Consider the following 26,321-nt stretch of genomic DNA (forward strand, 5'->3'; position numbering starts at 1 on the left):
CTGGAAAAGAGCGACAATATTGGAGGGTGAATGGTGCGGATTTTACTCGCCGTGTTTTGCGGGCTTCTTTCCATGTGTACCGTGCTGGCGCAGTCCCCCGGCACCGATCTTGATGCACGTGCTCGAGCCGAGGTGAGTGCGGCGATGTACTACGCCGCGTCCACTCAGGCAGCCGCCCTGCGCGAGGCCGATGAGAGAATTGGCACGCTTCAGGAGCGCGTCGCGGCACTGGAGGCGGAGGTCGATGCGGCTGATGCGACCGAAGCGCGCCTGGCCGCGTTGACCCGGGCACGCGATGATGTGGTGGCCGAGCTGGCTCTGCGAGACCGTGAATACGCCCGCGAGATTGCCGTCTTCCGCGATGCGGTCGAGGACATCGCCTCCACACCCGAAGGTGCCCGGGCGCTCGCGCGCTACAATACTGGAGACCGCTTGGGCGCTTTGTCGATTCTCGATGATCTCGCCGAGGCCCGCGCACGGGCGCGGGAAACCGCCGCCGCGATCGCTGAAGCAACAGACCGCCGCGATATTGCAAATCTTGCTCTGGATGCACGTGACCAGGGTGATGTGACGACCGATGACGTCATTGCAAGGTTCGAGGCGGTTGTCGCACTTGACCCGACCCAACATGCGGACTGGATCGAGCTCTCGCGCCTTTACGATGAAGCCGGGCGGCTTGAGGACGCCGCCAGCGCCGCGGCGCAATCGCTGGAGGTGGCTCCCGATGACCGGGCGCGGTCTATCAGCATGAGTCACCTCGGTGAAATCGCCCGCATCCAGGGCGATATAACGGGTGCGCTTGACATTTTGAATCAAAGTCTTGCGATCAGCCGCCGCCTGGCAGAAGACGATCCCGGCTCAGTCGAGGCACAGGCCGATCTGGCCTTCATCCTGGGCGAAGTGGGCAGAGCGCGGCGCACACAGGGGGATCTGGCCGGCGCCCTCGCGGCTTTTGAAGAAAGTCTGGAGACGTCACGGAGGGTCGCCGGCGGCAATCCGAACTCGGCCGATTTCCAACGTGATGTGTATTTGGGTCTCTACAATGCGGGCAACATTCTGCTTGATCAGGGCGATCTCGCAGGCGCGCTTGGCTATTATCAGGAAAGCTTCGAAATTGCGCAGCGCCTCGTCGAGACCAATCATACTTCCACCAGCGCCCAGCGCGATATCACGGTCATCGTGAACAGGATCGGCAATTTACGCCTGGAACAGGGTAATCTGTCCGAGGCCCTTAGCGCCTATGAACAGGGCCTGGCCATCCGCCGCCGCCTCGCCGAGGCCGATCCGAGTTCGGCATGGGCGCGGCGCGACATTTACGTCAGTCTCAGCAAGATTGGCGACGTCCTCTACCGGCAAGGCAATCCCACCGAAACCTTGGCGGCCTACGAGGAAATGATGGCCATCAGCGAAGGTCTCGCCCGAGCAGATGAGAGCTCGGCATTTGCCCAGCGCGACCATGCCTACAGCCTGGACAGGGTCGGCGATGTCCGTTTTTACCAGGGTGACCTGGCGGGGGCACTGCTTGTCTATGAGGAGGGTTTGGCGATCCGGCAGCGGCTTGCAGAAGACGATGAGGGCTCGGTCGAAGTTCAGCGCGATATAAACGCCAACATCATCCGGATCGGCGATGTTCGCTTCGAACAGGGCGATTTTACAGGAGCGCTCGCCGCCTATGAACAAAGCCTGGCCATCAGTCGCCAACTCGCCGAGGCCGATGAAAGTTTTGCCCGGACCCAGCGCGATCTCGCGGTCAGCCTGGCCAGCGTGGGTGCGGTTTACCTCGAACAGGGAGACCTCGCCGAAGCGATCGATGTCTATGAGCAGAGCCTTGCCATCCGCCGCCGCCTTGTCGAGGCCGATGATAGTTCGGCACTCGACCAGCAAGGTCTCGCTTCTGTGCTGGCGGGCATTGGCGATGTTCGCCTGGAACAGCGAAATCTCACTGACGCGGTCACCGCTTACGAACAGAGCCTGAGCCTCTACCGAGGCATCGCTGAAGCCGATGAAGCATCGGCAGAAGGTCAACGCGGTCTCGCCCGCAGCCTGGCAAAGCTGGCGCCACTTCCGGGCCATCCGGTGGACTGGGCCGACGTTGTGGAAGTTTACGAGCGAATGGATGAGCGTGGTTTGATAAGTGCGCAGGATCAGGATTTGCTTGATCATGCGAGGGAGCTCGTTCGAGCTGACGAAACGGAGATCGCGCAGTGACCAAAGCAGATGTTTTCATCAGTTATAAGCGCGAGGACGAGGCGATCGTTGCAAAGATGGTTGCCAGTTTTGAGGCGGAAGGTCTGGTGGTCTGGTGGGACCGGGATATCGAAGGTGCCAGCGGTTGGCGCGACGCGATCCATCAACGCCTGACGTCTGCAGCTTGCGTTATCGTGGTGTGGTCGGAGGCCTCGGTCTCGGGTGCCGGAGAATTTGTCCAGGATGAAGCGGCGGTTGCGAAATCCCGCGGATCATTCTTGCCGGTGCGCGTTGACAAGGTCGAGCCACCTTTGGGTTTCGGCCAGCAACAGGCTCTCGACCTCGTAGGTTGGCGTGGGAACCGGAGGGACCCGCGATTCCATGATGTCCTGGAAGCCGTCAAGGCGCTCGTAAATGGCAGACCCATTCCGCCACCCCAGGCGCCACGCAGGCGTATGCGCCAACGGGCTATCGGAGGGGGGGCCATTGTCTTCACGGCAGCATTGATCGGATTTGTGTTTAACCTGTTCGGCGCTCAGAACACGCTCTGCCAGGGACCATTCCGGGATGTTTGCGCCATTGTCTCGATCGGAGGTGTGCCGAGCGTGCAGGACGAAGCTGTGTTCGAGCAGGCAAGGGCAGACGGGTGCGACGGGCTGCGCGCCTTCATCGAATCCGGGCGCGGCGGAGTTTTACAGTTTGAGGCCGACCGCCTCCTCTCGGCACGGCGTACCGAGACCGTCACTGAATGGGTTGAAATCGAACGCCGGCTTCCTCTGTATGAACCCAGTCTTCGGAATGGGCAGTCGAGCGAAACCGCCGCACGCACCGCAGTCGCGACACAGGCGGAGCAACAGGCGCGCGAACTCTGCTCCGGCATGAGCCAGTCAGACATGTTTCGCGAAAGGGCGACCTCTCTGGCCATTGAAAATGCCAATTGCCGCAATGGCGCTGACGGATGGCGTTGCTCACTTGAAGGTGCGGCCATATGCGCGCTGGAAAGCCGCGAAACACGCGAAGTTGAGATATGTGACGGGGTGGAGCCAAGCCAATAGACAGCATCCGCAGGTACCGTCAGACCAGAGTGAACCGGTTTGGTCTGGCGCAAAGCTGATGATTAGAGCGGCAAGTTGGCGGCACTCGGAAAGCGCGTCGTGCTGTTTTTCCTTGAATCCGTTTCCGTCGTTGGTGTGGCCATCTCCCGATGTCCTGCCGGTCCGCGTTTCCGGTGGCGGTCTTCGCGATGAGTGAATGACCGAGGTCATCTGCCGGATGGCAGCGACCGGAAGGCCCGCGCACTGAAGAGATCACGGCGCGGTCCGCATCGCCGTGCGGCCCTGCCACTGGAGGCCAACAGCGTTGACGGGCAGCTGAAGCAGCCGATCATGTGCCGTCATGAACAGGCTGCGCCCGTCTTCGCCGCCAAAGGCGCAGTTTGCCGTCGCCCGGCCTGTCCGGATGCGCGCCAGCAAACCACCCTCCGGCGACAGAACGAACACGCCTCCCGGCCCCGTAGCAAAAATCGTCCCGTCCGTGCTCACACACAGGCCATCGGGCAGGCCGGGCTCCCCCGCAGCCAGAAATTCGCTCGTATCGAACCAGCGCTCCAGCGGGCCGTGTAGACCGTCCGCGTCCAGCGGCGCCCGGAAAATATAGGGAGCGGCCGGGTCTGACTGGGCCACATACAGCCAGCGCTCGTCAGGGGACAATGCGATTCCGTTCGGAAAACCCAGCTGATCGAACAGACGTTCACAGCGTCCATCCCGGGTCAGGCGATAGACACCGTTCGACTCCATTTCCTTCAGGGGCGAAGCGTCCAGCCCCTCAAGGCCGTAGGGAGGATCCGTGAAGTAGATGCTGCCATCGCTCGCCCGGACCAGGTCGTTCGGACTGTTGAATCTCTGCCCCTCATACACATCGACAAGAGTCTCGCGTACCAGCGTGTCGGGCCGCAGCCTCTGCACGGCGCGCATTCCGTGATTGCACAGATACAGCCACCCGTCATCGCCAAACCAGAGACCGTTTGCGCCCGCCTCGCGCAGGCCAGTTGTCTGTGCCGCCTCGACGCCCGACGGGTCCAGGAACACCTCGAGACCGGCCGCATCCGTCCAGCGAAACGCCCTGTTACCGGGGACATCGGTAAAATAGAGGCAGTTTCGCTCCCGGTCCCAGGCGGGGCCTTCGCTCCAGACAAACCCGTCTGCCAGCTGCCGCAGCCCGGTTGAGCCGCTGAACAGGGCCCGTGCGGCGGGATCATGGATTTCGACATCACCCGGCACACCGCCATCGCGACACCCGGTCATCGATACAATGGTCGCGCCTCCAAGTCCCCTGAGCATGTCGCGGCGTGTTGGCATGATTGTCTCCCCCGGAGCTCATTGTGCGCGGACGTATCCGGGAAGGTCAATTCCGGCGTACCGCCGGATGGAAAACCTGTTCTTGAATGACGCTGGCAGGGTGGTGTCAGACAAAAGCGAAGGGGTCTCGCATGGCCGCACATTGGCCTGAGCGCCGCGCTCGACCAGAGAGATTCTGATCTCTGACAGCCGCGCGCGTCTTATTCGGCCGGCGCCTCGGCGAAATCCGGAACTTCGACAGCTCTCGCACAGTCGGTCGCATTCGCCAGAACGCAGGCAAAATAGTCGCGGATGGCCGCTTCCATCGATCGGGGGATCGAATGGCCGATGCCGGGCAAGAGGATGGAATTGAAGTCCGCCATGCCGAAATCGGTATAGACCGCGCTGACTTCGGGGACACGGGCGACAGTTGACGCGCCTAGCGTTTCATTCACCCAGAGGGCCTGGCTGCAGTCATAGCTGTCAGACCTGTAACGCTCGCAGGTGAATGGGGGTTGGGGGACGGAGTCATTTTCGTCAGCGCCGCCCTGAAACAACAGGAAGGGCGTTTCTCGCAAGGCGTCGCGGTTCAATGTTCGACCGGAAATGACCTCTAGATCGCCAACACCCACCGGATAGGTCAGGGTTTCGCCATCATAGGTCTCAACGGGCAGAATGGGCAATCCGCCCACCCCGCCGGCGGAGACTGCGCGAACACGTTCGGGATGGAGAACCGTCATGCGGGTGACGAAGTCTGCGGCGGCGGAGAAGCCCCAGAAGAGCGCGTCTTCGGATACCTGATGGCCATTGTCCGCCAACTTGGCCCGGGCATCATCAAGCATCGCCAGCAACTGCAGATCGGGCCGCGTATACCTGTTTTCCATTTGGGTCATGGCCGGGCGAGTCAAAGCATGGATGTAGAGATTTCCATCGCCGTCTTCGACCAGCGGTCGCGGAAAAACGGGCGTCAGCACCGGAGCGCCGAGAGGACGGCCGAAATCGAGAAACAGCTGCTCATTTCGGATCGCAGCCCAGTATTGATGCGTTTCAAACGGCGCGCCCCACAATCCGTCATTATTGGGCTCGACCAGAATTGCGGCGTCGGGTGTGACAGCCTCCGGCAAGAGCAGGAAATAGGGCCAGAAAAAGCCTGCTTCGGGGTTGGCCTCGATGCGATAGACCCGCCCGGGCTCAAGCACGTCGTCATAGGCATGAAAATCAGGAGCGGGCCCGACGATCTCGCTGATATGGTCTGGAATGCGCGAGTTGGGGTCCCAGGAGACGCGGGCACGCGGATCGTAGCTATCCAACTCTTGTGATGCGGCTCCGCCAACGGAGGCGACCGCGATAAGAAGCCCTGCAAGAAGTCGTCTCATATGACTGTGCCTTCCGGGTATTCGAGCCACGCATCGCAGCTCGCAGCGAGGCTGACGGAGCACTCAAAACCAAAATCGTCGTCTGAGGATGGGGCCGCCTTCTCGCCCCCCCGGGGACGCGGCCGAGCGCCACCCGTCCTCAAGCTGTCGCCAATCGGCACGATCGGATAAACGCACAGCGAGCTCAAGCCCTGCACCCAGCACCATCCGTCTCTCGGGTTCGCTCGAAATGAATGGCGGAGAGAGAGGGATTCGAACCCTCGAGACTCTTCCGAGCCTACACACTTTCCAGGCGTGCGCCTTCGACCACTCGGCCACCTCTCCGCTGGAAGCCGCGCAAAATAGCCAAGCCTGTGTCAGGGTCAAGCGCGGCGGGCGGTCAGAAGCGCCAATACTCCCGCAGACGCAGCCATTTCCGGTGAACCGCAAGCCAAACCGCACTGCCGGTGATTTCGCGGACCCGTTGCCCGACGCCGCCCGGCCTTCACCTGCCCCGCCGCATTTTTTGATCAGCGCCGGTCTGGCAGTCTGCCGCCGACGGCTTATCTAGGGAGCTCAACCTTGATCACAGGAGGCCGGAATGGCCTGGTTTGATTTACGCTGGAAAAAGGAAACCATCCCCGCCGATCGGGCGCTGCCGGGACGCGACACGGCCATTCTCGTGCCGCACCCGCACCATGTCTCCGGGGCTTCGCTGACCGAAGTCAAACCCGGCGAAGAGGTCATCTTTTTCGCCATGGGCTGTTTCTGGGGTGCAGAGCGCATTTTCTGGGAAACGCCGGGCGTGGTCTCCACCGCCGTGGGCTATCAGGGCGGGCACACGAAAAATCCGACCTATCAGGAAGTCTGCTCCGGCGGCACCGGCCATACCGAGGCGGTGCGCGTCGTCTATGACCCGGCCCGCATATCGCTTGAAGACCTGCTGAAGCGCTTCTGGGAAGGACATGACCCGACGCAAGGCATGCGCCAGGGCAATGATGTCGGTACGCAATACCGATCCGCCGTCTACTGGACGACGGATGCACAGGAAGCCGTCGTCCGCGCCAGCGCAAAAATATATGCCGAGGCGCTGGATCAGGCCGGCCGGCGGGACATCACGACCGAGCTCGCCCCGGCCCCGCCCTTCTATTATGCCGAGGATGACCACCAGCAATATCTTGCCAAGAATCCGGGCGGTTATTGCGGACTGGGCGGCACAGGCGTCGCTTGCCCGATCAGCGCCTGACCGACTAGCTGCCCCGGAAATGTGAATCTCCACATTGCCGCCGCCGCACGGCATTGACCGGCGCGGTGCGCTCATCTGCAAGAGGTTCGAAAACAATTCGCCGATTTCCAAATCGGCAAGACGCCGGAGCATGGGACAGAGAGGATAGCCGAATTCAATTCCGAATGGAGCTCGCTTGACCCTCTCACCCCTCCCCCGCCATCCCGTAACGATCGCTCGTCTGTCGGGACTCGCCTATCTCGCCATCATCCTTTGCGGCATTTTAGCCCAGATTGTTGTGCGCAGCAGTCTGATCGACTGGCAGGACGCCAATGGCACCGCGGCGGCAATCATGTCACAAGACACATTGTTCCGGCTCGGCCTGCTGGCCGACTTTGTGGTCTTCTCACTCGATATCCTGCTGGCGGTGACCTTCTATCGCCTGCTCGCCCCGGTCGATCGGGGGGTCGCGCTCTTCGCCTTGTCCGCGCGGCTGGTGATGAGCGCGGTGATGGTCACGGCGCTGCTGGCCCAGACAGCCCCGCTCCTGCTTGTAGGCGAGTCGCCCATCGCCGGACAGTTTGATACCGAGACCGCGAATACGGTCAGCCTGTTTTTTCTGGGACTGCACAATGAAGGCTATATTCTCGGCCTGATGCTGTTCGGGCTTCATTGTGGCGCGCTGGGCATCCTGCTCGTCCGCTCCAGCTATTTTCCGGCCTTTCTGGGTCTGCTCATGGGTCTGTCCGGCATCAGTTATCTGGCACTTGGCGTCGTTCATTTCGGCATGCCGGCGCTCAGCGATGTCGGGGGGCTGCTGCTTCTGCCCGCCGCCTTGCCGGAATTCGTCTTCGCCGGCTGGCTGATTGTCATCGGCCTCAACCGGAAGAAATGGGAGGCTCAAGGCTAGGCCTGACGATCCACGGTCAGCTGCTGGCGATAAGCCTTGGCCATCTTCGCATCCAGCCCGTAGAATTTCAGGAAGACCTTGAGGCCCCCGGCCGCAAGGTCCACTGACCGGCCATCGGCAATCTCGTGAATCTGGTGATAGAACCAGTGCACGCTGGCCAGCGCGTTGATGACGCGCAGCATGGGAATGGACGAGGATGGCCCCAACAGGCCGGGCCCGATGCGGATGGATTTTTCATAGCTCGGCAGATGATCAATCTCGCCGGAAATCAGCTGTGCGGGTCCATCCAGCGCCACGCATAACGGCCGGGCCAGTCCGATCAAACCGGCCTCGCCCGCGGCCAGCGCATCATTCATCGCTCCGGCAGAGCGAAACCCGCCGGTGACCATGAGCGGCATCCGCGCCAGGCTTTGCACCTCACGTGCATAGTCGAGGAAATAGGCTTCGCGCGCCCGCGTGCTCGCCTTGATGGGCGGCTCCTCGCCATCCTTCAGGCCTTCCGTGTCGAACATGCGTGGCTGTTCATATGTGCCACCGGAAATCTCGACGAAATCCAGCCCTTCATCATTCAGCATCTCGATAACGGCCATCGACTCCTCGGACGAAAACCCGCCTTTCTGGAAGTCTGCCGAGTTCAGCTTCACGGCCACGGCAAAGCCCGGCCCCGCCTCAGCCTTGCAGGCCCGGACGATCTCCAGCAGCAGGCGCGCGCGATTGTTCAGCGGCCCACCCCATTCATCGGTGCGCAAATTGGAACGCGGCGACAGGAACTGGCTCAGAAGATAGCCATGGGCGGCATGTATCTGCACACCGTCAAAGCCGGTCTCGCGGCAGATCCGCGTCGCTTGCGCAAAGCGTTCGATCACTGCGGCAATTTCTTCGCCCGTCATCGCACGCGGCGTCCCGCTCAGCCCGCCGGGCAGATCCAGCGCGACATCGCTGGCCGAGACCGGGTGCGGGTTGACGGCCTTTGGCGTCTGCCGCCCGGCATGGGATAATTGCACCATGATTCTGGCGCCCCGGGCTTTCGCAGCCGCCGACCATTCAGCAAGCTTTGCCGATTGGGCATCCGATGGCGGCCCGTCAATCACGACATTGCCGGCGGCTTCAAGGTTATACCGGTCGACCATGACATTTCCGGTGATCATCAAGCCGATCCCGCCCTCGCCCCAGCGCCGATACAGCGTGATGAGCCGATCCGTGACGTCATTGCGCAGATCAGCCAGACGTTCTGTCATCGCCGCTTTCACAAGGCGATTGGGCAGGGTCAGCCCGCACGGCAGGGTGAGAAATGAGGCAATAGGCTGGGTCATTTGTAAATCCGAAAGCTATGACAGGCTGAATGGTCAGTCTCACTCTTCGGCCATCCGCCCGGGAAGGTAAACCTGTTATGTTCAACGCCCCCCGCCTTGTCTGTTTCGACGTCGATTCAACGCTGCTCGCGGTGGAAAGCCTCGACTTTGTGCTGACCCGCAAGCTCGGCCCGGCGGCCGCCGGGCAGATCGAGGCGCTGACCTCGGGGGGTATGAATGGCACAATGTCGTTTCGCCAGTCCCTGATGGCGCGGCTGGACATGACGTCGCTCAAGCGCAGTGACATCGCCACTGCGGCCGTAGAGCTTCGCCGTCATCTGACGCCGGGCATGACAGACCTGCTGAACGATCTGCGCGCTCGTGGCGATCAGGTCCGCGCCGTCTCCGGTGGCTTCGAGGATGTCTTGCGGCTCGCCTTGCGCGATCTGGGATTTGGCGTGGGTGAAGCTTTTGCCAATCGCTTCCTGTGGGACGGCGAGACGGTGGCCGGCATCGACACCGGCAGCCCGCTTTCCGATAATGGCGGGAAGCCGAAACTGCTCTCTGACTTGCGGACCAATGGTCAGTATTCAGCGATCTGGATGGTCGGGGATGGCGTCACCGATCTGGAAACCCTGACCCATGGCGCGGCCGATCACTTTATCGGCTTTGGCGGCATTGCCCGCCGCGAAGCCGTCGCGGATAAGGCGCCCGATTTTGCCGAAGATGTCGACGCCTTGCGACAATTCCTGTTGGGTTAGGCCGTTATGGTCCGGATCCGGATCGTGCCCGTCGCATCCCGCAATTGATCGAGCAGGCCCGCTGGCACATCCCCCTCCACATCGGTGGAAACATAGCCGATCCCGCCGGCCGTATTGAGATATTGCGCCGCAATGTTCAGCCCGGCCTCGCTTACCACCCGGGTCAAAGCCGAGAGATAGCCCGGCGCATTGCCATGCAGCGCCAGAATCCGCGTGCGCCCGGCGACCAGATCGCCCGCCTCCAGTTCGGGAAAATTCACCGATTTTGCCGATCCGCCCGAGCTGGCATAGCGCGCCAGCTTCATGCCGGCATCCATGCCGATGGCGGCCTGGGCCTCTTCGGTTGAACCCCCGATATGCGGGGTCAGAAGCGCGGTGTCACACGCGCGCAGCGGGCTGACAAATTCCTCGTCCTTTGACGCCGGCTCTACCGGGAAGACATCCACCGCTGCTCCGGCCAGATGGCCGGATCTTAGCGCTTCGGCCAGCGCCTCGACATCGACGAGGTCCCCGCGCGCATGGTTGATCAGGAAAGCACCCGGCTTCATTTTCGCGATTGCTGCTGCATTCATCATCATCCGGGTTTGCGGTGTGGAGGGCACATGCAATGTGACCACATCGCTGATCGCCAGCAATTCATCCAGCGACGCCACCGGCCGCGCATTGCCGTGCGCCAGCTTCGGCTCGGTGTCATAGAAATAGACGTGCATGCCATGGCCGGAAGCGAGCACGGATAATTGCGAGCCGATATTCCCGTATCCGATAATGCCCAGCTTCTTGGCGCGCACTTCATGCGCGCCCGTGGCGGATTTCTGCCATTCGCCGCGGCGGATGGCCGCCAGTTTCTGCGGAATGCCGCGCATCAGCATGACAGTCGAGGCCAAAGTCAGTTCGGCGACCGAGCGGGTATTGGCAAAGGGCGCATTGAAAACCGCCACGCCGCGTTGGGCCGCCGCGTCCAGATCCACCTGATTGGTACCTATGCAGAAACAGCCAATCGCCAGAAGGTCCGGCGCAGCATCCAGAATGTCCGCCGTGATTTTGGTGCGAGAGCGAATGCCCAGAAGGGACACGCCCGCAAGCCGGGCTTTCAGCGCGTCAGGGTCCAGCGCATGGGCCACACGCTCGATCTGTACACCCGGAAGACGACACAAGACCTCGTCCGCATCGGGATGCACATTTTCAAGAAGCAGAACTTTCATCGGGCCGGACCTGTTTCGCTGCACGGCAGCAAAATCCGATTCCGGCCCGAGGTGAAGCCGTCTTTACTCGGCCGCGGAGATCGAACGCAGCGCTTCCAGCGACAAGTCGACATGCTCATACGGGCTGAGCGCATTGTGCGTCATGACGACATGCGAGCTCTGGTCGATCACATAGGTGGTCCGATCGGTCCAGCCGGGCCGGGCCAGCATGCGAACTTCGTACTCACTCATCATGCCATCGGCGATGGCAAAGACCGGAAAGGCGGAAGCGCAATGCTGTGTCGAGAAATCCGAGAGGCGGTCCGTATTGCCGCCCGTTATGCCCACCACGCGCGCGCCCAGCGCCTCGAACTCGCCAATGCTTTCGGCAAAGCTGGCGGCCTGGGTCTCGCAGCCATCGGTGAAGGCAGCCGGGAAGAAGAAGACCACGACAGGCCCCTCGGCCAGGGCTTCGGACAGCGTAAAGCTGACCGGCTCACCGGCCTGATAGCCCTCAACGGTGAAATCCGGCGCAACCTCGCCCGGCTCGAGATCGGCCAGAGCGGCAGTGGAAACAAGCGCGGCAGCAGCGGTAGCAAGAAGCGTGCGGAACATGGTGAAACTCCGTATTGTTCACCATCAGATATAGGCGGTATTTCGCGCTTGGCGAGGGCCAGTGTGATCCGGACCCGCGCAAAGCATAGGCATCACAATTGGCTTGCCTTGCCCGCGCATTGGCCCTAGAGCGCGCCACGCTTTTTAAGGGCTGCGCCTTTTGACCCTTCTTCATCCGGCAGGCTCTGCGCCCGCCCCCTTCTTTGGTGACAACCTCACCGCCACACTCATCGCGGACCTCGCCGAAAAAGGCTGGGCGCATGTCAGCAAAGCCGTGTCCGACGATCTGGCGGAGGCGTTGCGGGCCCGTCTGGTCGCGCTGGAGGCGGCGGACGCCCTCAAACTTGCCGCCATTGGCCGGGGTGACAGTCAGATGAAGGCCGCCGCAATCCGTCAGACGCAGATCCGCTGGCTGGACGGATCGGACGCGGCAGAGCGCCGGTTTCTGGACGGATGCGAAGCCCTGCGCCGCGCCATCAATGAAGCGCTCTTTGCCGGTCTGTTCGAATTCGAGGCCCATTTCGCCCACTACCCGCCGGGCGGCCATTATGCCCGCCATCTCGATGCCTTCGCCGACCGGCCGCGCGACCGCGTCGTCTCGCTCGTCCTCTGGCTGAACGGGAACTGGCAGCCCGGTGATGGCGGTGAACTCGATCTCTGGTCCGGGCCGGAAGATCTCGGCCCGCCCGTCGCGACACTCGCCCCGCGCGGCGGGGACATGCTGCTGATGCTGTCGGAACGCATCCCGCATGCCGTGCGCGAAACCCACGCCCCGCGCCTTGGCCTCGCCGGCTGGTTCCGGATCAATCCCGGCGTCGGCGGCGTTCTCGACCCGGCGGTGTGAGGGGCGCACAAAAGCTTTCCGACAGTCGCCTATACTAGTTGACCAATGGCCCAAGACCGAATGAGAGTAGGATCATGGTGCAGAGCAATATCCATGGCAATCAATGGGCAGATGACGAACTCGATCTCATCGTGGCCGACTACTTGTCAATGTTGCGCGACGAGCTTTCAGGGACGCCATTTATAAAGCTCCATCGCGCAAAAGCGCTGATGGCGCTTACCGGGAGGTCCCATCGCTCGATTGAATTCAAGCACATGAATATTTCGGCTGTTCTCCGGGAACTCAGCTTTCCAACGATCAAGGGTTATCGGCCGATGCCAAATATTCAGAGCGCCATATTTGATGCCATTGAACGGGCTTTGCCCCAACACGCTTGGCTAGAAACTGTTGGACTGGGCTCCGCAATCGGTGTGGGCGAACGGCCGGCGCTATTTGAGGAAGCGACTCCTTCACTCGCAAAAGCGAAGTCCCCTCAAGAGGGCATGAAGCGCCTCATTCGAAAATTTGATCCGGTGAAGCGCGATGCCGCGAACAGAACTTTAGGACTGGCCGGTGAAGAGATGGCATTCGAAAACGAGAAAAAACGGCTAACGGATGCTGGGCGAAAAGATTTAGCGAAGCAGGTGTTTTGGACGGCCCAAGAGGAAGGCGATGGCGCTGGCTATGATATCCTCTCCTTCGAACCGAATGGTCGCGAACGGCTTTTGGAAGTGAAAACAACCAATGGAAGCCAACGCACACCCTTTTTCCTGTCGCGCAACGAAGAATCTCTTTCCCGCGAAAAACCGGAATCTTTTCAAATCTTTCGTATCTACGATTTTGCCAGAAAGCCCAGCGCATTCAGAATTGACCCACCGCTGAGCGAGCATGTTCGGTTGGAAACCGACACATTCCGCGCCAGCTTCAACTAGTCTGAATCCATCTTCAGCGCCGCGATGAACGCTTCCTGCGGGATGTCCACCCGGCCGAACTGGCGCATCTTCTTCTTGCCCTTCTTCTGCTTTTCCAGAAGCTTGCGCTTGCGGCTGGCATCGCCGCCATAGCATTTCGCGGTCACGTCCTTGCGCAGGGCCGATAGGGTTTCGCGGGCCACGATCCGGCCACCGATGGCCGCCTGGATCGGGATCTTGAACATGTGCCGCGGGATCAGGTCTTTCAGCTTTTCGCACATCGATCGCCCGCGCGCTTCGGCGCGGGAGCGGTGCACGATCATGGACAGCGCATCGACCGGCTCGTCATTGACCAGAACCGTCATCTTCACGAGATCATTCTCGCGATAATCCTTCCACTGATAGTCGAAGGACGCATAGCCCTTGGTCACCGATTTCAGGCGGTCATAGAAATCGAACACCACTTCATTGAGCGGCAATTCATAGACCACCAGAGCGCGGCTGCCGGCATAGGTCAGCTGCTGCTGGATGCCGCGCCGGTCCTCGCACAGCTTCAGCACACCGCCCAGATATTCATCCGGAACCAGAATCGTCGCCGTGATCCAGGGCTCCTCGAAATGATCGATCTGGGAGGGTCGGGCATGTCTGCCGGATTGTGGAGATCGATCTCGGACCCGTCATTCATGTTCAGCTTGTAGACCACGGACGGCGCCGTCGTGATCAGGTCAACATTGTATTCCCGCTCCAGACGCTCACGGATCACTTCCAGATGAAGCAGGCCGAGGAAGCCGCAGCGGAAGCCGAAGCCGAGCGCCGCCGAGGTTTCCATCTCGAAGGAGAACGAGGCATCATTCAGCGCCAGCCGCTCGATCGCATCGCGCAGATCTTCAAACTCGGCGCTATCGACCGGGAAGAGGCCGCAGAACACCACCGGAATGGCGGGCTTGAAGCCCGGCAGCATGGAATCCGTGGGGCGCTTTTCATCGGTGATCGTATCGCCGACCCGCGCATCGCGCACCTGCTTGATCGAGGCGTTGAGGAAGCCGATTTCGCCCGGGCCCAGCACATCGACACTGGTCTTGGCGGGCGTGAAGACGCCAACGCCATCCACGCCATAACTGCCGCCCGTGCCCATCAGGCGCACGCGCATGCCCTTTTTCAGCTGGCCTTCAATCACCCGCACCAGACAGATCACGCCCAGATAGGAATCATACCAGCTGTCGACCAATAGCGCCTTCAGCGGCGCCGCAGGATCCCCATATTTCGGCGGTGGCAGCTTGTTGACGATGGTCTCCAGCACCTGGTCGACATTGAGGCCGGTCTTCGCGGAAATCTCCACCGCATCATGGGCCTCGATCCCGATCACATCCTCGATCTGCTGCTTGATGCGTTCCGGCTCGGCGGCGGGCAGGTCGATCTTGTTGAGGACGGGCGCAATTTCCAGATCGGCATCAATCGCCTGATAGACATTGGCCAGCGTCTGCGCTTCCACGCCCTGCGCGGCATCCACGACCAGCAGCGCGCCTTCGCAGGCATAGAGCGAGCGCGAGACTTCATAGGCGAAGTCGACATGGCCGGGCGTGTCGATCAGGTTGAGAATATAGGTCTGGCCATCCTTGGCCTTGTATTCCAGCCGCACCGTCTGCGCCTTGATGGTGATGCCGCGCTCGCGCTCCAGCTCCATATTGTCGAGCACCTGCTCCTTCATCTCACGCTCGGTCAACCCGCCGGTGATCTGGATCAGCCGGTCGGCAAGCGTGGATTTCCCGTGGTCGATATGCGCCACGATGGAGAAGTTCCGGATAAGGGATTGATCAATGCTCATGGGGCGGGACGTAGCACTGGCAAGGGCGTCCGCCAAGCGTCCTGTGCGCATGATGACCGGACCCTTGCGAGCGCCGGAATCGCGGCTATTATTCCCATAAGAAATATAAGGTTATGGGGGAGCGGGTGACCGTATCACGACTGGTATATATTTCCCGCGCGCGCCAACCGGTCGCGGACGGCATGGTCGAGGCCATTCTGGAAACCGCGCGGACGAAGAATGCAGAACGGAATGTCACGGGACTCCTGCTGTTTGACGGCATGAATTTCATGCAATTGCTGGAAGGACCGACCTACGAGGTTGAGGCGGTTTTCAATGCCATCATTGCCGATGATCGCCACAGCGATGTCGTCCGGATTGTCTCGGAAACCGGCGTCCAGCGGCAATTTCCAGGCTGGTCGATGGGCTATGCCTTTGCCCCCGGGGATCGCCTGCCCGAGGGGAAAGGCTGGTTTCCACTGACCAATGGATCGCTTCAGGCCGCCCTGCCTTCAAAGGTCGATCCCGCCGTGCGGATGCTGTTCACCAGCTTCCTCAGCGTGGCACGCGCCGCCTGATATTAACGACACCCTAACCGGATCGTCATTGTCTTGCCTGAATTGATGTGCAGATTCGAAACCGAATTCGCGCTGATTGTCAGGAAACAGATCGCCATGTCCATACGCCAGTTTGGTTTTGCATTGATCGCCGCCTTCGGGCTCAGCCTGCCGGCTGCGGCCCAGGATGAGACCGATTACGGCCAGCCCAGCCGCTATTCAGAGGATGTTGACGGATATTCCCAGGAAGAAGTCGTCGATGCTGTGTCCGATTTCTTCGGCGTCACCGCAGAGGCCGCCGCCGCCGTGGTGGAACGGGTCTTCTCCGATCTTGGCCGGCCCGTCGGCTATGTCGCGGGCGAGGAAGTTGCCGCCGCCGTGGGCGTCGGCCTGCGCTATGGCGAAGGTTATCTGACCATGCGCGATGGCCGTCAGGAACATGTCTACTGGCAGGGCCCGTCGATCGGCTTTGATACCGGCGGCAATGCCAGCCGCGTCTTCGTGCTGGTCTATCGCATGGATGATCCGGACCGCATCTTCCGCCGCTTCCCCGGCGTGGAAGGCTCGGCCTATTTTGTGGGCGGCATGGGCGTGAATTATCAGCGCGCCGATGGCATCACCCTGGCCCCGATCCGCTCCGGTGTCGGCCTGCGCGCCGGTGCCAATGTCGGCTATCTCGCCTATTCCCGCCGCCGCAACTGGTTGCCCTTCTAGGCTGACCCCATGCAGATCCGCATCGCTGATCGCGCCGACTATTCCGGCATAAGGGCGGTGCTCGACGAAGCCTTCGGCCAGACTGCCGAAAGCGCCATCGTCGAACGCCTGCGCAGTGATGATGCCGACAGCCTCGAACTCGTCGCTGATCATCATGGCGATATCATCGGCACGGTGATGTGGTCTCCGGCCAGCGCGCAGCTCGCCTCGGGAGGCAGTCTGTACGGCCTCGGGCTCGGCCCGGTCGCGGTTATACCCGCACAGCAATCCAAAGGCATCGGCGCGGCCCTGATCGAGGCCGGGCTGGAGCATTTTGCGCCCTATTCCGTCGCCTTCTTCTGCGTGCTGGGCGCGCCGGACTATTATGCCCGCTTCGGCTTCACCCCGGCCATCGAGCGCGGCTGGCGCTGGGCCGCCGATGACGGCCGTATTCCGGAAATGGCGCAAGCCTTCCAGATCCGCCTGCCCCGGCCCTTGCCCAAAGGCGATGCCATCATCCATTACCACCCGGCCTTCGGCCTTTGACACGAATTCGTTTGCTATTGCCGGCGATCCGTGTGACAGAGCGCCCGTCTTCGTGCCGCGCGTAGATGTCCGGTTTTCCGGTCAGGCGGCACGCCATAGGCCGAGCCATCCATCATGTTGACGGATCGCCGTAAGCCCCACCCTCACACTTGATGAGGGGCCATCAGGCGGCTGGTCTACGCAAGCTCCCTATTTTGAAAAACCGCAACGCGCGGGACCGGCCTTTGCCGTTCCGGCGCGGTGTGTCTGTGAAAGTTGAATTTTTGACCCAGTTTACCGATTTCGGCCTTGCCGAACCGATCCTCAAAGCCCTCCTGTCGGAAGGCTATACCACCCCCACCCCGATCCAGGCCGAAGCCATTCCGGCTTTGATGGCCGGACGCGACCTTCTGGGCACCGCCCAGACCGGCACCGGCAAGACCGCCGCCTTCACCCTGCCCATTCTCGATGCGATTGCGAAATCGAAGGGCCGCGCGCAAGGCAAGTCCTGCACCGCCCTGATCCTCGCACCGACGCGCGAACTCGCCTTGCAGATCGCTGAATCCGTCAAGACCTATGGCCGTAATACGCGCCCGAATGTGGCGGTTGTCATGGGCGGCGTGAAACCCGGTGCCCAGATCCGTGCCATGCGCCCCGGTGTGGATGTTCTGATCGCCACGCCCGGCCGTTTGCTCGACCACATGCAGACCGGTGCCATCAATCTTGGCAGTGTGAAAACCGTCATTCTGGATGAAGCTGACCAGATGATGGATCTCGGCTTCATGCCGGCCATCCGCCGCATTCTGGCGGCCACGCCGTCCAACCGTCAGACGGCCCTTCTGTCCGCCACCATGCCGAAGCCGATCCGGGCCCTTGCCCATGATTTCCTGACCAATCCGGTTCAGATTTCCGTCGCGCCCGTCGCGCGTCCGATCGAACAGATCACCCAGTCGGTTCAATTCCTCGACCGCGCCCAGAAGCTGGAACGCCTTGTCCGCGTGCTCAGCGTGCCGGAAATGACCAGCGGGATCGTCTTCACGCGCACCAAGCGCGGCGCAGACCGTGTTGCCCAGCGTCTGGTGAAAGCCAACCTCGCGGCGGATGCTATCCACGGCAACAAGAGCCAGAACCAGCGCCAGCGCGCGCTTGATGCCTTCAAGAAGGGCAAGGTCAATATTCTGGTGGCCACCGATATTGCCGCGCGCGGCATTGATATCGACGGCGTATCGCATGTCGTGAATTTCGAACTGCCGAATGTGCCGGAATCCTATGTCCACCGTATCGGGCGGACCGCACGGGCCGGTAATACCGGCATCGCCGTCGCATTCTGCGATGACGAGGAAAAGCCGCTTTTGAAGGATATCGAACGCCTCATCGGCTATCGGCTTGCCGTCACCAATGAGGACGGTGTTGAACAACACCCCTCCAAGCCCTTCACCGAAGAAGCCCGCGGTCCGGCACCGGTCAAGAAACCCCGCCCCCGCGGTGGCCGGAACCGCAATCGCGGTCCGCGTCCCGAAGGTCAGGCAGGCGAGCGCGCACAATCTCCCCGTCCGCAAGGCCAACGCCCGGAGCGCGCCAAAAGCGCCACTGGTCCGGGAAATGACAATGCGGCACCGAACCGTTTCGGAAAGAGCAAGTTCAAACCAGCCCAGGGTGGCAGCAAGTCGGCATCCCCGGGGCGTCCGCGCGCCGGTGGCCCGAACCGCCGCTCGGCCTGACGCGCCGCGTCGTCCGCTGAAAAGATTTCTCCCCCTGCTTGCGGGGGGAGTGTCGCGGAGCGACGAGGGGGGCGGCCCCCCTCCGCCTCGCTGGCTCGGCACCTCCCCCGTAAACGGGGGAGGAAATCTACCCCCGTAAAACCGCTCCCGTCGCTTTCTCGACCGACGCCACAATCTTCGCCGCAACCGCTTCGATTTCCTTGTCAGTGAGGGTTTTCTCACGCGGCTGGATGACCGCCTCGATGGCCAGCGAGACCTGCCCCTCGGGCACGCCCTTGCCGGCATAGACATCAAACACGGAAACGTCCGCAATCATCGCCTTGTCCGCGCCCTTGGCCGCCCGGACCAGCGTATCCGCAGCGACGGTGGAATCGACGAGGAAAGCGAAATCGCGCTTCACGGGTGTCAGCTCGGCGCGATCCAGCGCCGGACGCGCCTTGGTTGCGGCCTTCTTCTTCGGGTCGGGAATACCGTCGAGAATGATCTCGAAGCCAATAACGCGGCCATCAATACCGAGTGCTTTCAGAACGCGCGGATGAATTTCGCCAAACTCGGCCAGCACATTCTTTGGCCCCAGACGCAAAACGCCAGAGCGCCCCGGATGCCACCAGTTGCGCGCCTCGGCTGCAACCTGTAGCGACTCCACCGGCGCACCGGCGGCGTCCAGCGCCGCCATCGCATCGGCCTTGGCATCAAACAGATCGGCTTCGCGCGTCCCGGCCCAGCGCCGTCCGGCAGCGACAAAACGCACACCCGACACCGCCATGCGTTGGCCGTCCGGCGCATCGGTCAGATAGATCGGACCGGCTTCAAACAGGCGCGGATCCGCAATGCCCTTGTCGGCATTGTCCTGCAACGCGGTCAGAAGATGGATCAGCGCCGTCGGCCGCATCACATCAAGATCGGACGAAATCGGATTGGCCAGCTCCAGCCCCTCGCCATGTCCGCCAAACAAGGCAGCCTGATCCCGGTGACAGAAGGACCAGGTGACCGCCTCGTTATAGCCGCGCACCGCCAGCGCCCGGCGGGCATGGCGGGCGCGGTTCTGCCCCTCGGTGGCGGTCGGCTCGCGCCGCCCCGGCAGTTTCGGCAGTGAAATGGCTTCAATCCGGTTATAGCCGTGAATGCGCGCCACCTCCTCGACGAGGTCGGCCTTCATCGTGCAATCGCGGCGGAAGGTCGGCACTTCCACATGCAGCGTGTCACCCGAACCCGCGACGCCGAAGCCCAGATCCATCAGGATTTTCGTGATCGTCTCCGGTGTCAGATCCAGCCCGGTCAGACGCCTGACCTCGGAGACCGGAAACGTGATCGGTGCCGGTGCCGCCGGAGCTTCACCCGCAACCCGGATTTCGGAAACCTCGCCGCCGCACAAGTCGACGATCATCTGTGTGGCCAGATCGATCCCGGTCTGGATCGAACCGGTATCGACACCACGCTCGAACCGGTAGCGCGCATCCGATTCAATGCCGGTCGCCCGGCCTGTGGCGCGGGTGATCTCGGGATCAAACCAGGCGCTCTCGATAAAGACATTAACGGTGCCGTCGGTGACGCCGGACATCTCCCCGCCCATCACACCACCCAGGCCAAGGCAATTGTCTTCATCGGCAATCACGCACTGCTCGGCGGTCGGCGTATAGTGTTTGCCATCCAGCGCCTCGAACCGATCCGCCTCGCCCTTGCCCCGGCGGGCAATGATGGTCGGGCCGATCTTGTCGGCATCATAGACGTGCAAGGGGCGGCAGCGGTCATAGGAGACGAGATTGGTGATATCGGCGAGGATGTTGATCGGGCGCAGGCCGATGGCTTCCAGCTTGCGTTTCAGCCAGTCCGGCGAGGGACCATTCTTGACGCCGCGAATATAGCGCCCGGCAAAGACCGGACAGGCCTCCGGATAGTCCAGCCGGATCTCGATCGGGCAGGGAAAAGCGCCCTTGATCTGCTTCGGTGCCGGCGTGATCACCTTGCCCAGTCCTGCAGCGGCGAGGTCGCGCGCAATCCCGTCCACGCCCAGCCAGTCCGGGCGGTTGGGCGTCACTTCAAAATCAATCACCGGATCATTCGCGCCCAGCGCCTCGGCGGCGGGGCCCCCGACCGCCCAATCACCTTTGAGATCGATAATGCCGTCATGATCCTCACCGGCATTCAGTTCCTTCGCGGAACACAGCATGCCGTGGGATTCAATGCCGCGAATCTTGCGAGGCTTTTTATCCAGCGCGAAATCCGCGCCCGGAATCCAGGTGCCGAGCGGCGCATAGATCGCCTTCATCCCGGCATGCGCATTGGGCGCGCCGCAGACAATCTGTTTGGTGCCTTCATACGTCTCGACGGTGCAGACTTTCAGCTTGTCGGCATCGGGGTGTTTTTCTGCCGAGATGACATGCGCCACGGTAAAGGCCGACAGGGCTTCAGCCGGGTTGTCGACATGCTCAACTTCAAGACCGGCCATGGTCATCGCTTCAACGATCTCGTCGACGGAGGCATCGGTTTCCAGATGCTCTTTCAGCCAGGACAGGGTGAATTTCATTGTTCGGCTCCCGCCGTTTCTTGTGTGTCGTCTTCAAGGGGTGTTGGCGGGATGAACGCTTCCGAACCATAGCGTTCGAAAACATCAATCCCGGGGTCCGGACAGGTGGCGACGGACTGCCGGTCCGGCACCTGAACGGTGGCGATCCAGCAGCGATCGAAAACCGAGCAGTAACAGATCTCGACGTCCCAGCGTTCCCATTCCGCGAACAGGGCGGAAATATGGTCCGCATCCACCTCATCCGCCGGCCAGGCGGCAGAAATCGGCGTGACCAGTTCGCCCGGCGCGATCACACGGCCGGTCAGCGTTACCCACGACCGGTCGACCTGTCCTGCGGGCATGGCGCTGAACATGCCATCAATTCGATCAACCGGTTCGCCATCCTGCAGCGGCGTGACATTGCGGATAAAGGCCGGGCCGACCCCATTATTCGCGACGCGCAGACCCAGCGTGAGCTGGTCCTCAACGGTTCGCGTGAAGGCATCCACCTGCAGCGCCGGCACGACGGCGCCATGTTGCTGGGCGCGCATCACCCGCGCCTGATCCCACGCCACATAAAGCGCCGCGAGACCCACGACCATCGCGCCGATGGCGGTGAGCGCCTGATGATTGGATTTGAACCAGCGGAGCATTATGAAAGCACCCAAGTATACTCGTCTTGTCCGGGGCACGATGACCAGATGCCATCAGCTATCAGATCACTCGCAGACACCAAGATCCGACCGTCGTCGACAGGCTCTATTGTCATATCGTGACCAGTATCGGTTTCGATCACCCATGGAGAACGGTGGGTCTGGAAATTCAAAGCATGCGGCAGCGGTCGTTCACGGTCCACAGTCCGGAAATACATTTCCCAATCGGAGTACTCACCATCTAACTGCCCCAACACCATAATGTTACTTCCGCGACCGATACGATAGATGACGACATCGCCTTGGCCGGGCGTCTGCCAGCATCCGGGAAGGTGCCGGACAGCATAGCGGCTTTGGGCCTCCCGCCAGAACATATTCAGAATATCCGGACTGGACCAGATCACAACGCCCATAATGATCGGTACGGACACCATTAAGCCGACCAGCAGCCTATTGGTCGTCCGCGGTGATATGCCTGTCCCGAAAATCATGAGTGCAACCTAACTCAACCCGGTCGCGAGATTGGCTTGCAAGAGCGGCGAGAAGCCGTAATGCGCCAGCCAGCGCGTATCATTGGCGAAATAATCGCGCAGATCCGGTGCGCCATATTTCAGCATGGCAAGGCGATCCACGCCCATCCCCCAGGCAAAGCCCTGATATTCGTCCGGATCGAGCCCGCAGGAGCGGATCACATTCGGATGCACCATGCCGCAGCCCAGAATCTCCATCCAGCTATCGCCCTCGCCGATCTTCACCGCATCACCAACGCGGGAGTATCTGACGTCCATCTCGGCGGACGGTTCGGTGAAGGGGAAATGGTGCGGGCGGAATTGCGCCTCCACCGTATCGGTCTCAAAAAAGGCGGCGAGGAAATCCATCAGGATGCCCTTGAGGTGGCCCATATGAGCCCCCTTGTCGATGACAAGGCCTTCGACCTGATGGAACATCGGCGTATGGGTCTGGTCCCAGTCACAGCGATAGACGCGGCCCGGCGCAATGATCCGGATCGGCGGTTTCTGCGTCATCATCGTGCGGATCTGCACCGGCGAGGTGTGGGTGCGCAAAACCATCTGCGAACCGTCCGCGCGCGGCTTCATGAAGAAGGTGTCGTGCGTATCGCGCGCCGGATGGCCTTCGGGAAAGTTCAGCGCGGTGAAATTGTGGAAATCATCTTCCACATCCGGGCCTTCCGCGACGGTAAAGCCCATATCCGAGAAGATGACGGCGAGCTCTTCCATCACCTGGGTGACCGGGTGCAGCTTGCCGCGCGGTTCGGGACGGATGGGCAGGGTGACATCGGCGCGCTCGGTGGCCAGACGCGCATCCAGCGCGGCATCGTCCAGCGCGGCTTTCTTCGCGGTGATCGCATCGCCAATCGTGTTTTTCAGACTGTTCAGGGCCGGGCCCATCACCTGACGCTCTTCCGGGCTCATCTGGCCCATGCCGCGCATCATCAGGGAGATCTGCCCCTTCTTGCCCAGCGCCTCGACGCGCAGGGCTTCCAGAGACGCTGCATCACCCGCAGCGGCAACCGCCGCCAGAAGCTCGGTTTTCAGGGCCTCGATATCGGAAGGTCCGGCCATAATGTCTCATCCTCGCATTGCACAGCGCCTGTGCGCTGGTCTACCGCCCGGAAACGGAAATGGCGAGGGGATCAGGACCGCTTTATGCGTTTGGGCCGGGCCACAAGCTCGCCGCCGCAATTCGGGCAGACATGTTTGTGAACATCCTCGGTGCAGGGCGCACAGAAGGAGCATTCAAAGCTGCAGATATAGGCCGGGCCGTCGGGGAGAATCGCCCGCTCGCACGTCTGGCAAGCGGGCTTCATCTCGAGGGCCATCAGACGTTAGTCCAGTGCGGCCTGTGCCTGATCGACCAGGGCTTTGAAGGCCTCGGGTTCCCGAATGGCCAGATCGGAGAGCACCTTGCGGTCCACTTCAATCCCGGCCTTCGTGAGGCCGGCCATAAATCGGGAATAGGTCGTGCCGTGCAGACGGGCACCGGCATTGATCCGCTGGATCCACAAGGCGCGGAAAGTGCGCTTCTTGGTGCGGCGGTCGCGATAGGCGTACTGGCCGGCTTTCTCGACGGCCTGTACCGCAACGCGGTAAACATTTTTCCGGCGGCCATAATAACCTTTGGCCTGGGAAATAACTTTTTTGTGGCGGGCGCGGGAGACGGTGCCGCGTTTAACTCGTGCCATGATTCAAGCTCCGTAACGGGTGATTCCAGTACGCCTTAAAGGCCGTAGGGAATGTAATTCTTTTTCACGATCTTCTGGTCGGCATCCGCCATGACGGTGGTGCCACGCTTGTTGCGGATCTGCTTATTCGTCCGCTTGATCATGCCGTGACGTTTTCCAGCCTGGCCGGCTTTCACCTTGCCTGTGGCCGTAAGCTTGAAGCGCTTTTTGGCGCCGCTCTTGGTCTTCAACTTCGACATTTTTCGCTCCATTTCCGGCGGGGTAGGCTCCGCCTTGCGTTCGTCGGCTGCCGGGCATGTCGATCTGGCCCGGGTGGCCGGTGTTTCAAAGAGCGCGCGTCTTATGGGAAAAGCCGCGCGATTGCAAGTCAGACCGGCCGCCGCAAAGCCACATCTATCAGTTCCGCGAATTTCTGCCGCTGGTCCTCGATATCACCCGATGCCAGCGCGTTCTCAACACAATGATCGGCGTGCGATTTCAGCACTTCACGCTCCACCGCCGTCAACGCCGATTTGATCGCCGAAATCTGGGTCAGAATGTCGATGCAATAGCGCTCGGTCTCGATCATTCCGGCCACGCCGCGCACCTGTCCCTCGATCCGTTTCAATCGGCCCAGAAGGGCGGTGTGATCGGCGGCAGATGTTGCGTGGTCGCAGATGTCAGACATGATGTAGAAGCGCTCCTTGTATACCCCATAGGGGTATGTTACGCCTCCGCGCATGTCAATTCGTACCGTCATTCTTGTGTTGGCTTCAGCCTCGCTTCTTGCGGGCTGCATCACCGTGGACCCGGCCGCCGAACGCCAGGCGACGCTGGACCGGGGCGCCGCTCTCGACACGCCGATCTTCGGCCCGTTGGGCGAGATGGGCGATACCGTTTCGGAAGATCAGGCCGTCGCCGCCGCTGTCGCGCGAAATCCCCGCCTCGCCGCCGACCTGGCCGAGGCCGGGCTGGCCCGCGCGGAATGGGCGTCCGCCGTATTACCGCCCAACCTCATCGCCGAGCTGACCTACTTCAATCCGGAAGGCGCTGGCGGTGTGCTCGATGCCGATATCCGCGCGCCCATTGCCGCCATCATCGGCTGGCCCCAACGCGCCGCCGCAGCGCGCGCCAATTATGATGCCGCGCAGGCGCGCGCGCTCCAGCGCCTGATCGACTTTTCTGCCGAAACCCGCCTCGCCTGGGTAGAGGTCGTCGCCGCCCGCGAACGCGCCAACATGTATGCCCGCATCCTGCAATCTGCTGAGGCCGCCTTGCTGGTCGCTGAGGAAATCGATGAACTGGGCAATGCCGCGCCGCTCGACCTGACCCGCCAGCGCGTCAATGCGCTCGCCGCACAGGCCGCTGCCGAGGACGCAGAGCAGGCGGCACTGGCTGCCGAAATCCGGCTGGAAACAATCCTGACCATGGCAGCCGAACTGCCGGAGCGGCTGCCCACGGACATGGCAGAACTGCCGGACGCTGGCACAGCCCGCACAACTGCGCTGGAGGCCAGCCTGCCGCTGGCCGTCGCTCGTGCGGACGCCGAGGCTGCCGCACAAGCCGCCGGATATACCGGGATTGAAAGCCTGCTGCATGGCGAGCTGGGTATAGCGCTCGATATAGAAGACGGCGACACGGAACGCGGCGTCTCGGCCCATTTCGACATCCCCACGAACGGTTTTGGCCATCCGCAGCGCGCCGCGGCCCGCATTCGCGCCCAACAGGCGGCGGATCGCTATGCGGCCCTGCAAACCGAAATTGCGGGAGAAGTCGAGCTTCATATCATGGAAATGGATCGCGCCGCCGCCCGCATGGTGCTGATACGCGAGGAGTGGCTGCCTGCCTCCACGCTCGCTCTGGAACAGACGCTGCAACAGTATAACGGCATGCAGGTGGGCGTTTATGCCCTGCTGGATGCCTTCAATGCACAGGTGGAGGCCGGGCGCGCCTATGTCGACACGCTGGAGCGCTATCACCGGGCCCGTATTGCCCTGACCGCGCTCGTGCAAGGCGGATCGCCCATGGGCATGGCCGCATCATCCGGCCTGAACGCAGGAAACGCTGGCGGGGAAGGGCATTGA

Annotated in this window: 25 protein-coding genes, 1 tRNA gene and 1 pseudogene; 12 read left to right on the forward strand and 15 right to left on the reverse strand. The window is 61.7% G+C overall.

From position 1 onward, the window contains the following. Positions 1-30: 30 nt before the first annotated feature. Positions 31-2,208, forward strand: coding sequence for a tetratricopeptide repeat protein (locus HXX25_RS10350; protein ID WP_187165843.1), 2,178 nt, complete (start codon positions 31-33; stop codon positions 2,206-2,208). Then, positions 2,205-3,242, forward strand: coding sequence for a toll/interleukin-1 receptor domain-containing protein (locus HXX25_RS10355; RefSeq protein ID WP_187165844.1), 1,038 nt, complete (start codon positions 2,205-2,207; stop codon positions 3,240-3,242). The genes HXX25_RS10350 and HXX25_RS10355 overlap by 4 nt, the downstream gene beginning before the upstream one ends. Before the next feature lie 252 nt (positions 3,243-3,494). Here the strand turns inward: HXX25_RS10355 and HXX25_RS10360 are convergent, their stop codons facing one another. From HXX25_RS10360 to HXX25_RS10370, 3 genes are all read right to left on the reverse strand, one after another. Then, a complete protein-coding gene (locus HXX25_RS10360; protein WP_187165845.1) occupies positions 3,495-4,544 on the reverse strand; it encodes an SMP-30/gluconolactonase/LRE family protein in 1,050 nt (349 codons plus the stop codon). 200 nt (positions 4,545-4,744) lie between these two features. Beyond that, positions 4,745-5,899: a hypothetical protein gene (locus HXX25_RS10365; protein WP_187165846.1), complete on the reverse strand. Its 1,155-nt coding sequence runs from the start codon at positions 5,897-5,899 to the stop codon at positions 4,745-4,747. Between the two features lie 234 nt (positions 5,900-6,133). Then, positions 6,134-6,223, reverse strand: a tRNA-Ser gene (locus tag HXX25_RS10370). A gap of 256 nt (positions 6,224-6,479) precedes the next feature. On the opposite strand from HXX25_RS10370, the gene msrA reads away from it, so the two are divergent. Both msrA and HXX25_RS10380 read left to right on the forward strand, forming a co-directional pair. Next, the gene (gene msrA, locus HXX25_RS10375; RefSeq protein WP_187165847.1) at positions 6,480-7,124 is read left to right on the forward strand and encodes a peptide-methionine (S)-S-oxide reductase MsrA; all 645 of its coding nucleotides are present in this window, start codon (positions 6,480-6,482) and stop codon (positions 7,122-7,124) included. Between the two features lie 175 nt (positions 7,125-7,299). Beyond that, the gene (locus HXX25_RS10380) at positions 7,300-8,013 is read left to right on the forward strand and encodes a DUF4386 domain-containing protein (RefSeq protein ID WP_187165848.1); all 714 of its coding nucleotides are present in this window, start codon (positions 7,300-7,302) and stop codon (positions 8,011-8,013) included. Here the strand turns inward: HXX25_RS10380 and HXX25_RS10385 are convergent. Then, on the reverse strand, positions 8,010-9,326 hold the full coding sequence (locus tag HXX25_RS10385; RefSeq protein WP_187165849.1) for an NADH:flavin oxidoreductase/NADH oxidase family protein: 1,317 nt from the start codon (positions 9,324-9,326) through the stop codon (positions 8,010-8,012). The genes HXX25_RS10380 and HXX25_RS10385 overlap by 4 nt on opposite strands. 77 nt (positions 9,327-9,403) lie before the next feature. Here HXX25_RS10385 and HXX25_RS10390 point away from each other — a divergent pair, with 77 nt between their 5' ends. Beyond that, complete coding sequence (locus HXX25_RS10390; RefSeq protein ID WP_187165850.1) at positions 9,404-10,066, forward strand: HAD-IB family phosphatase; 663 nt, start codon at positions 9,404-9,406, stop codon at positions 10,064-10,066. On the opposite strand, the gene serA is transcribed toward HXX25_RS10390, so the two are convergent. Together serA and HXX25_RS10400 are read right to left on the reverse strand one after the other, a co-directional pair. Further along, on the reverse strand, positions 10,063-11,268 hold the full coding sequence (gene serA, locus HXX25_RS10395) for a phosphoglycerate dehydrogenase (protein WP_187165851.1): 1,206 nt from the start codon (positions 11,266-11,268) through the stop codon (positions 10,063-10,065). The two genes, HXX25_RS10390 and serA, sit on opposite strands and share 4 nt — an antisense overlap. Positions 11,269-11,331: 63 nt before the next feature. Beyond that, on the reverse strand, positions 11,332-11,862 hold the full coding sequence (locus HXX25_RS10400) for a peroxiredoxin (RefSeq protein WP_187165852.1): 531 nt from the start codon (positions 11,860-11,862) through the stop codon (positions 11,332-11,334). Between the two features lie 160 nt (positions 11,863-12,022). Here HXX25_RS10400 and HXX25_RS10405 point away from each other — a divergent pair, with 160 nt between their 5' ends. Next, a complete protein-coding gene (locus tag HXX25_RS10405) occupies positions 12,023-12,706 on the forward strand; it encodes a 2OG-Fe(II) oxygenase (protein WP_187165853.1) in 684 nt (227 codons plus the stop codon). A gap of 74 nt (positions 12,707-12,780) precedes the next feature. Further along, positions 12,781-13,617, forward strand: a complete 837-nt coding sequence (locus HXX25_RS10410; protein WP_187165854.1) for a DUF3883 domain-containing protein — start codon at positions 12,781-12,783, stop codon at positions 13,615-13,617. Here the strand turns inward: HXX25_RS10410 and lepA are convergent. After that, positions 13,614-15,421, reverse strand: a pseudogene (gene lepA, locus HXX25_RS10415) (translation elongation factor 4). The gene HXX25_RS10410 and the pseudogene lepA overlap by 4 nt on opposite strands. Before the next feature lie 125 nt (positions 15,422-15,546). Here lepA and HXX25_RS10420 point away from each other — a divergent pair. From HXX25_RS10420 to HXX25_RS10435, 4 genes are all read left to right on the forward strand, one after another. After that, positions 15,547-15,978, forward strand: a complete 432-nt coding sequence (locus HXX25_RS10420; protein WP_187165855.1) for a BLUF domain-containing protein — start codon at positions 15,547-15,549, stop codon at positions 15,976-15,978. 96 nt (positions 15,979-16,074) lie between these two features. Further along, entirely contained in the window at positions 16,075-16,671 is a 597-nt protein-coding gene (locus HXX25_RS10425; protein ID WP_187165856.1) for a DUF1134 domain-containing protein, read from the forward strand. Between the two features lie 9 nt (positions 16,672-16,680). Beyond that, positions 16,681-17,196 carry a GNAT family N-acetyltransferase gene (locus tag HXX25_RS10430; protein ID WP_187165857.1) on the forward strand — a complete coding sequence of 172 codons (516 nt, stop codon included), beginning with the start codon at positions 16,681-16,683 and terminating at the stop codon, positions 17,194-17,196. Between the two features lie 248 nt (positions 17,197-17,444). Next, positions 17,445-18,896 carry a DEAD/DEAH box helicase gene (locus HXX25_RS10435; RefSeq protein WP_233346644.1) on the forward strand — a complete coding sequence of 484 codons (1,452 nt, stop codon included), beginning with the start codon at positions 17,445-17,447 and terminating at the stop codon, positions 18,894-18,896. Positions 18,897-19,023: 127 nt separating this feature from the next. On the opposite strand, the gene pheT is transcribed toward HXX25_RS10435, so the two are convergent. The 8 genes from pheT to HXX25_RS10475 all read right to left on the reverse strand — a co-directional run bounded on the left by pheT (position 19,024) and on the right by HXX25_RS10475 (position 24,925). Beyond that, positions 19,024-21,423 carry a phenylalanine--tRNA ligase subunit beta gene (pheT, locus tag HXX25_RS10440; protein ID WP_187165858.1) on the reverse strand — a complete coding sequence of 800 codons (2,400 nt, stop codon included), beginning with the start codon at positions 21,421-21,423 and terminating at the stop codon, positions 19,024-19,026. Then, positions 21,420-22,055 (reverse strand): hypothetical protein, encoded by a 636-nt coding sequence (locus HXX25_RS10445; protein ID WP_187165859.1) that lies wholly within the window; start codon positions 22,053-22,055, stop codon positions 21,420-21,422. Before HXX25_RS10445 ends, pheT begins: the two co-directional genes overlap by 4 nt. Beyond that, positions 22,055-22,546, reverse strand: a complete 492-nt coding sequence (locus HXX25_RS10450; RefSeq protein ID WP_187165860.1) for a hypothetical protein — start codon at positions 22,544-22,546, stop codon at positions 22,055-22,057. Before HXX25_RS10450 ends, HXX25_RS10445 begins: the two co-directional genes overlap by 1 nt. A 9-nt stretch (positions 22,547-22,555) precedes the next feature. Then, positions 22,556-23,638, reverse strand: a complete 1,083-nt coding sequence (gene pheS / locus HXX25_RS10455) for a phenylalanine--tRNA ligase subunit alpha (RefSeq protein ID WP_187165861.1) — start codon at positions 23,636-23,638, stop codon at positions 22,556-22,558. A 71-nt stretch (positions 23,639-23,709) separates the two neighbouring features. Continuing rightward, positions 23,710-23,895, reverse strand: a complete 186-nt coding sequence (locus tag HXX25_RS14425; protein ID WP_187165862.1) for a DUF1272 domain-containing protein — start codon at positions 23,893-23,895, stop codon at positions 23,710-23,712. 6 nt (positions 23,896-23,901) lie between these two features. Further along, positions 23,902-24,258, reverse strand: coding sequence for a 50S ribosomal protein L20 (rplT, locus tag HXX25_RS10465; protein ID WP_187165863.1), 357 nt, complete (start codon positions 24,256-24,258; stop codon positions 23,902-23,904). A gap of 35 nt (positions 24,259-24,293) precedes the next feature. Then, the gene (gene rpmI / locus HXX25_RS10470) at positions 24,294-24,497 is read right to left on the reverse strand and encodes a 50S ribosomal protein L35 (protein ID WP_109261421.1); all 204 of its coding nucleotides are present in this window, start codon (positions 24,495-24,497) and stop codon (positions 24,294-24,296) included. 128 nt (positions 24,498-24,625) lie between these two features. Continuing rightward, complete coding sequence (locus HXX25_RS10475) at positions 24,626-24,925, reverse strand: metal-sensitive transcriptional regulator (RefSeq protein ID WP_187165864.1); 300 nt, start codon at positions 24,923-24,925, stop codon at positions 24,626-24,628. A 52-nt stretch (positions 24,926-24,977) separates the two neighbouring features. On the opposite strand from HXX25_RS10475, the gene HXX25_RS10480 reads away from it, so the two are divergent. Continuing rightward, entirely contained in the window at positions 24,978-26,321 is a 1,344-nt protein-coding gene (locus tag HXX25_RS10480) for a TolC family protein (RefSeq protein WP_187165865.1), read from the forward strand.

It is taken from the genome of Hyphobacterium sp. CCMP332 (assembly GCF_014323565.1).
In the GTDB taxonomy this organism is placed as follows: domain Bacteria; phylum Pseudomonadota; class Alphaproteobacteria; order Caulobacterales; family Maricaulaceae; genus Hyphobacterium.

Bases quoted from the DNA above. Each gene is read 5' to 3' on its own strand.
- HXX25_RS10390 (WP_187165850.1), top strand. From the start codon at position 9,404: ATGTTCAACGCCCCCCGCCTTGTCTGTTTCGACGTCGATTCAACGCTG.
- HXX25_RS10430 (WP_187165857.1), top strand. From the start codon at position 16,681: ATGCAGATCCGCATCGCTGATCGCGCCGACTATTCCGGCATAAGGGCG.
- pheS (WP_187165861.1), bottom strand. From the start codon at position 23,638: ATGGCCGGACCTTCCGATATCGAGGCCCTGAAAACCGAGCTTCTGGCG.
- msrA (WP_187165847.1), top strand. From the start codon at position 6,480: ATGGCCTGGTTTGATTTACGCTGGAAAAAGGAAACCATCCCCGCCGAT.
- serA (WP_187165851.1), bottom strand. From the start codon at position 11,268: ATGAAAGTTCTGCTTCTTGAAAATGTGCATCCCGATGCGGACGAGGTC.
- rplT (WP_187165863.1), bottom strand. From the start codon at position 24,258: ATGGCACGAGTTAAACGCGGCACCGTCTCCCGCGCCCGCCACAAAAAA.
- pheT (WP_187165858.1), bottom strand. From the start codon at position 21,423: ATGAAATTCACCCTGTCCTGGCTGAAAGAGCATCTGGAAACCGATGCC.
- HXX25_RS10475 (WP_187165864.1), bottom strand. From the start codon at position 24,925: ATGTCTGACATCTGCGACCACGCAACATCTGCCGCCGATCACACCGCC.
- HXX25_RS10350 (WP_187165843.1), top strand. From the start codon at position 31: ATGGTGCGGATTTTACTCGCCGTGTTTTGCGGGCTTCTTTCCATGTGT.
- rpmI (WP_109261421.1), bottom strand. From the start codon at position 24,497: ATGTCGAAGTTGAAGACCAAGAGCGGCGCCAAAAAGCGCTTCAAGCTT.
- HXX25_RS10385 (WP_187165849.1), bottom strand. From the start codon at position 9,326: ATGACCCAGCCTATTGCCTCATTTCTCACCCTGCCGTGCGGGCTGACC.
- HXX25_RS10410 (WP_187165854.1), top strand. From the start codon at position 12,781: ATGGTGCAGAGCAATATCCATGGCAATCAATGGGCAGATGACGAACTC.
- HXX25_RS14425 (WP_187165862.1), bottom strand. From the start codon at position 23,895: ATGGCCCTCGAGATGAAGCCCGCTTGCCAGACGTGCGAGCGGGCGATT.
- HXX25_RS10480 (WP_187165865.1), top strand. From the start codon at position 24,978: ATGTCAATTCGTACCGTCATTCTTGTGTTGGCTTCAGCCTCGCTTCTT.
- HXX25_RS10425 (WP_187165856.1), top strand. From the start codon at position 16,075: ATGTCCATACGCCAGTTTGGTTTTGCATTGATCGCCGCCTTCGGGCTC.
- HXX25_RS10450 (WP_187165860.1), bottom strand. From the start codon at position 22,546: ATGATTTTCGGGACAGGCATATCACCGCGGACGACCAATAGGCTGCTG.
- HXX25_RS10360 (WP_187165845.1), bottom strand. From the start codon at position 4,544: ATGCCAACACGCCGCGACATGCTCAGGGGACTTGGAGGCGCGACCATT.
- HXX25_RS10400 (WP_187165852.1), bottom strand. From the start codon at position 11,862: ATGTTCCGCACGCTTCTTGCTACCGCTGCTGCCGCGCTTGTTTCCACT.
- HXX25_RS10445 (WP_187165859.1), bottom strand. From the start codon at position 22,055: ATGCTCCGCTGGTTCAAATCCAATCATCAGGCGCTCACCGCCATCGGC.
- HXX25_RS10365 (WP_187165846.1), bottom strand. From the start codon at position 5,899: ATGAGACGACTTCTTGCAGGGCTTCTTATCGCGGTCGCCTCCGTTGGC.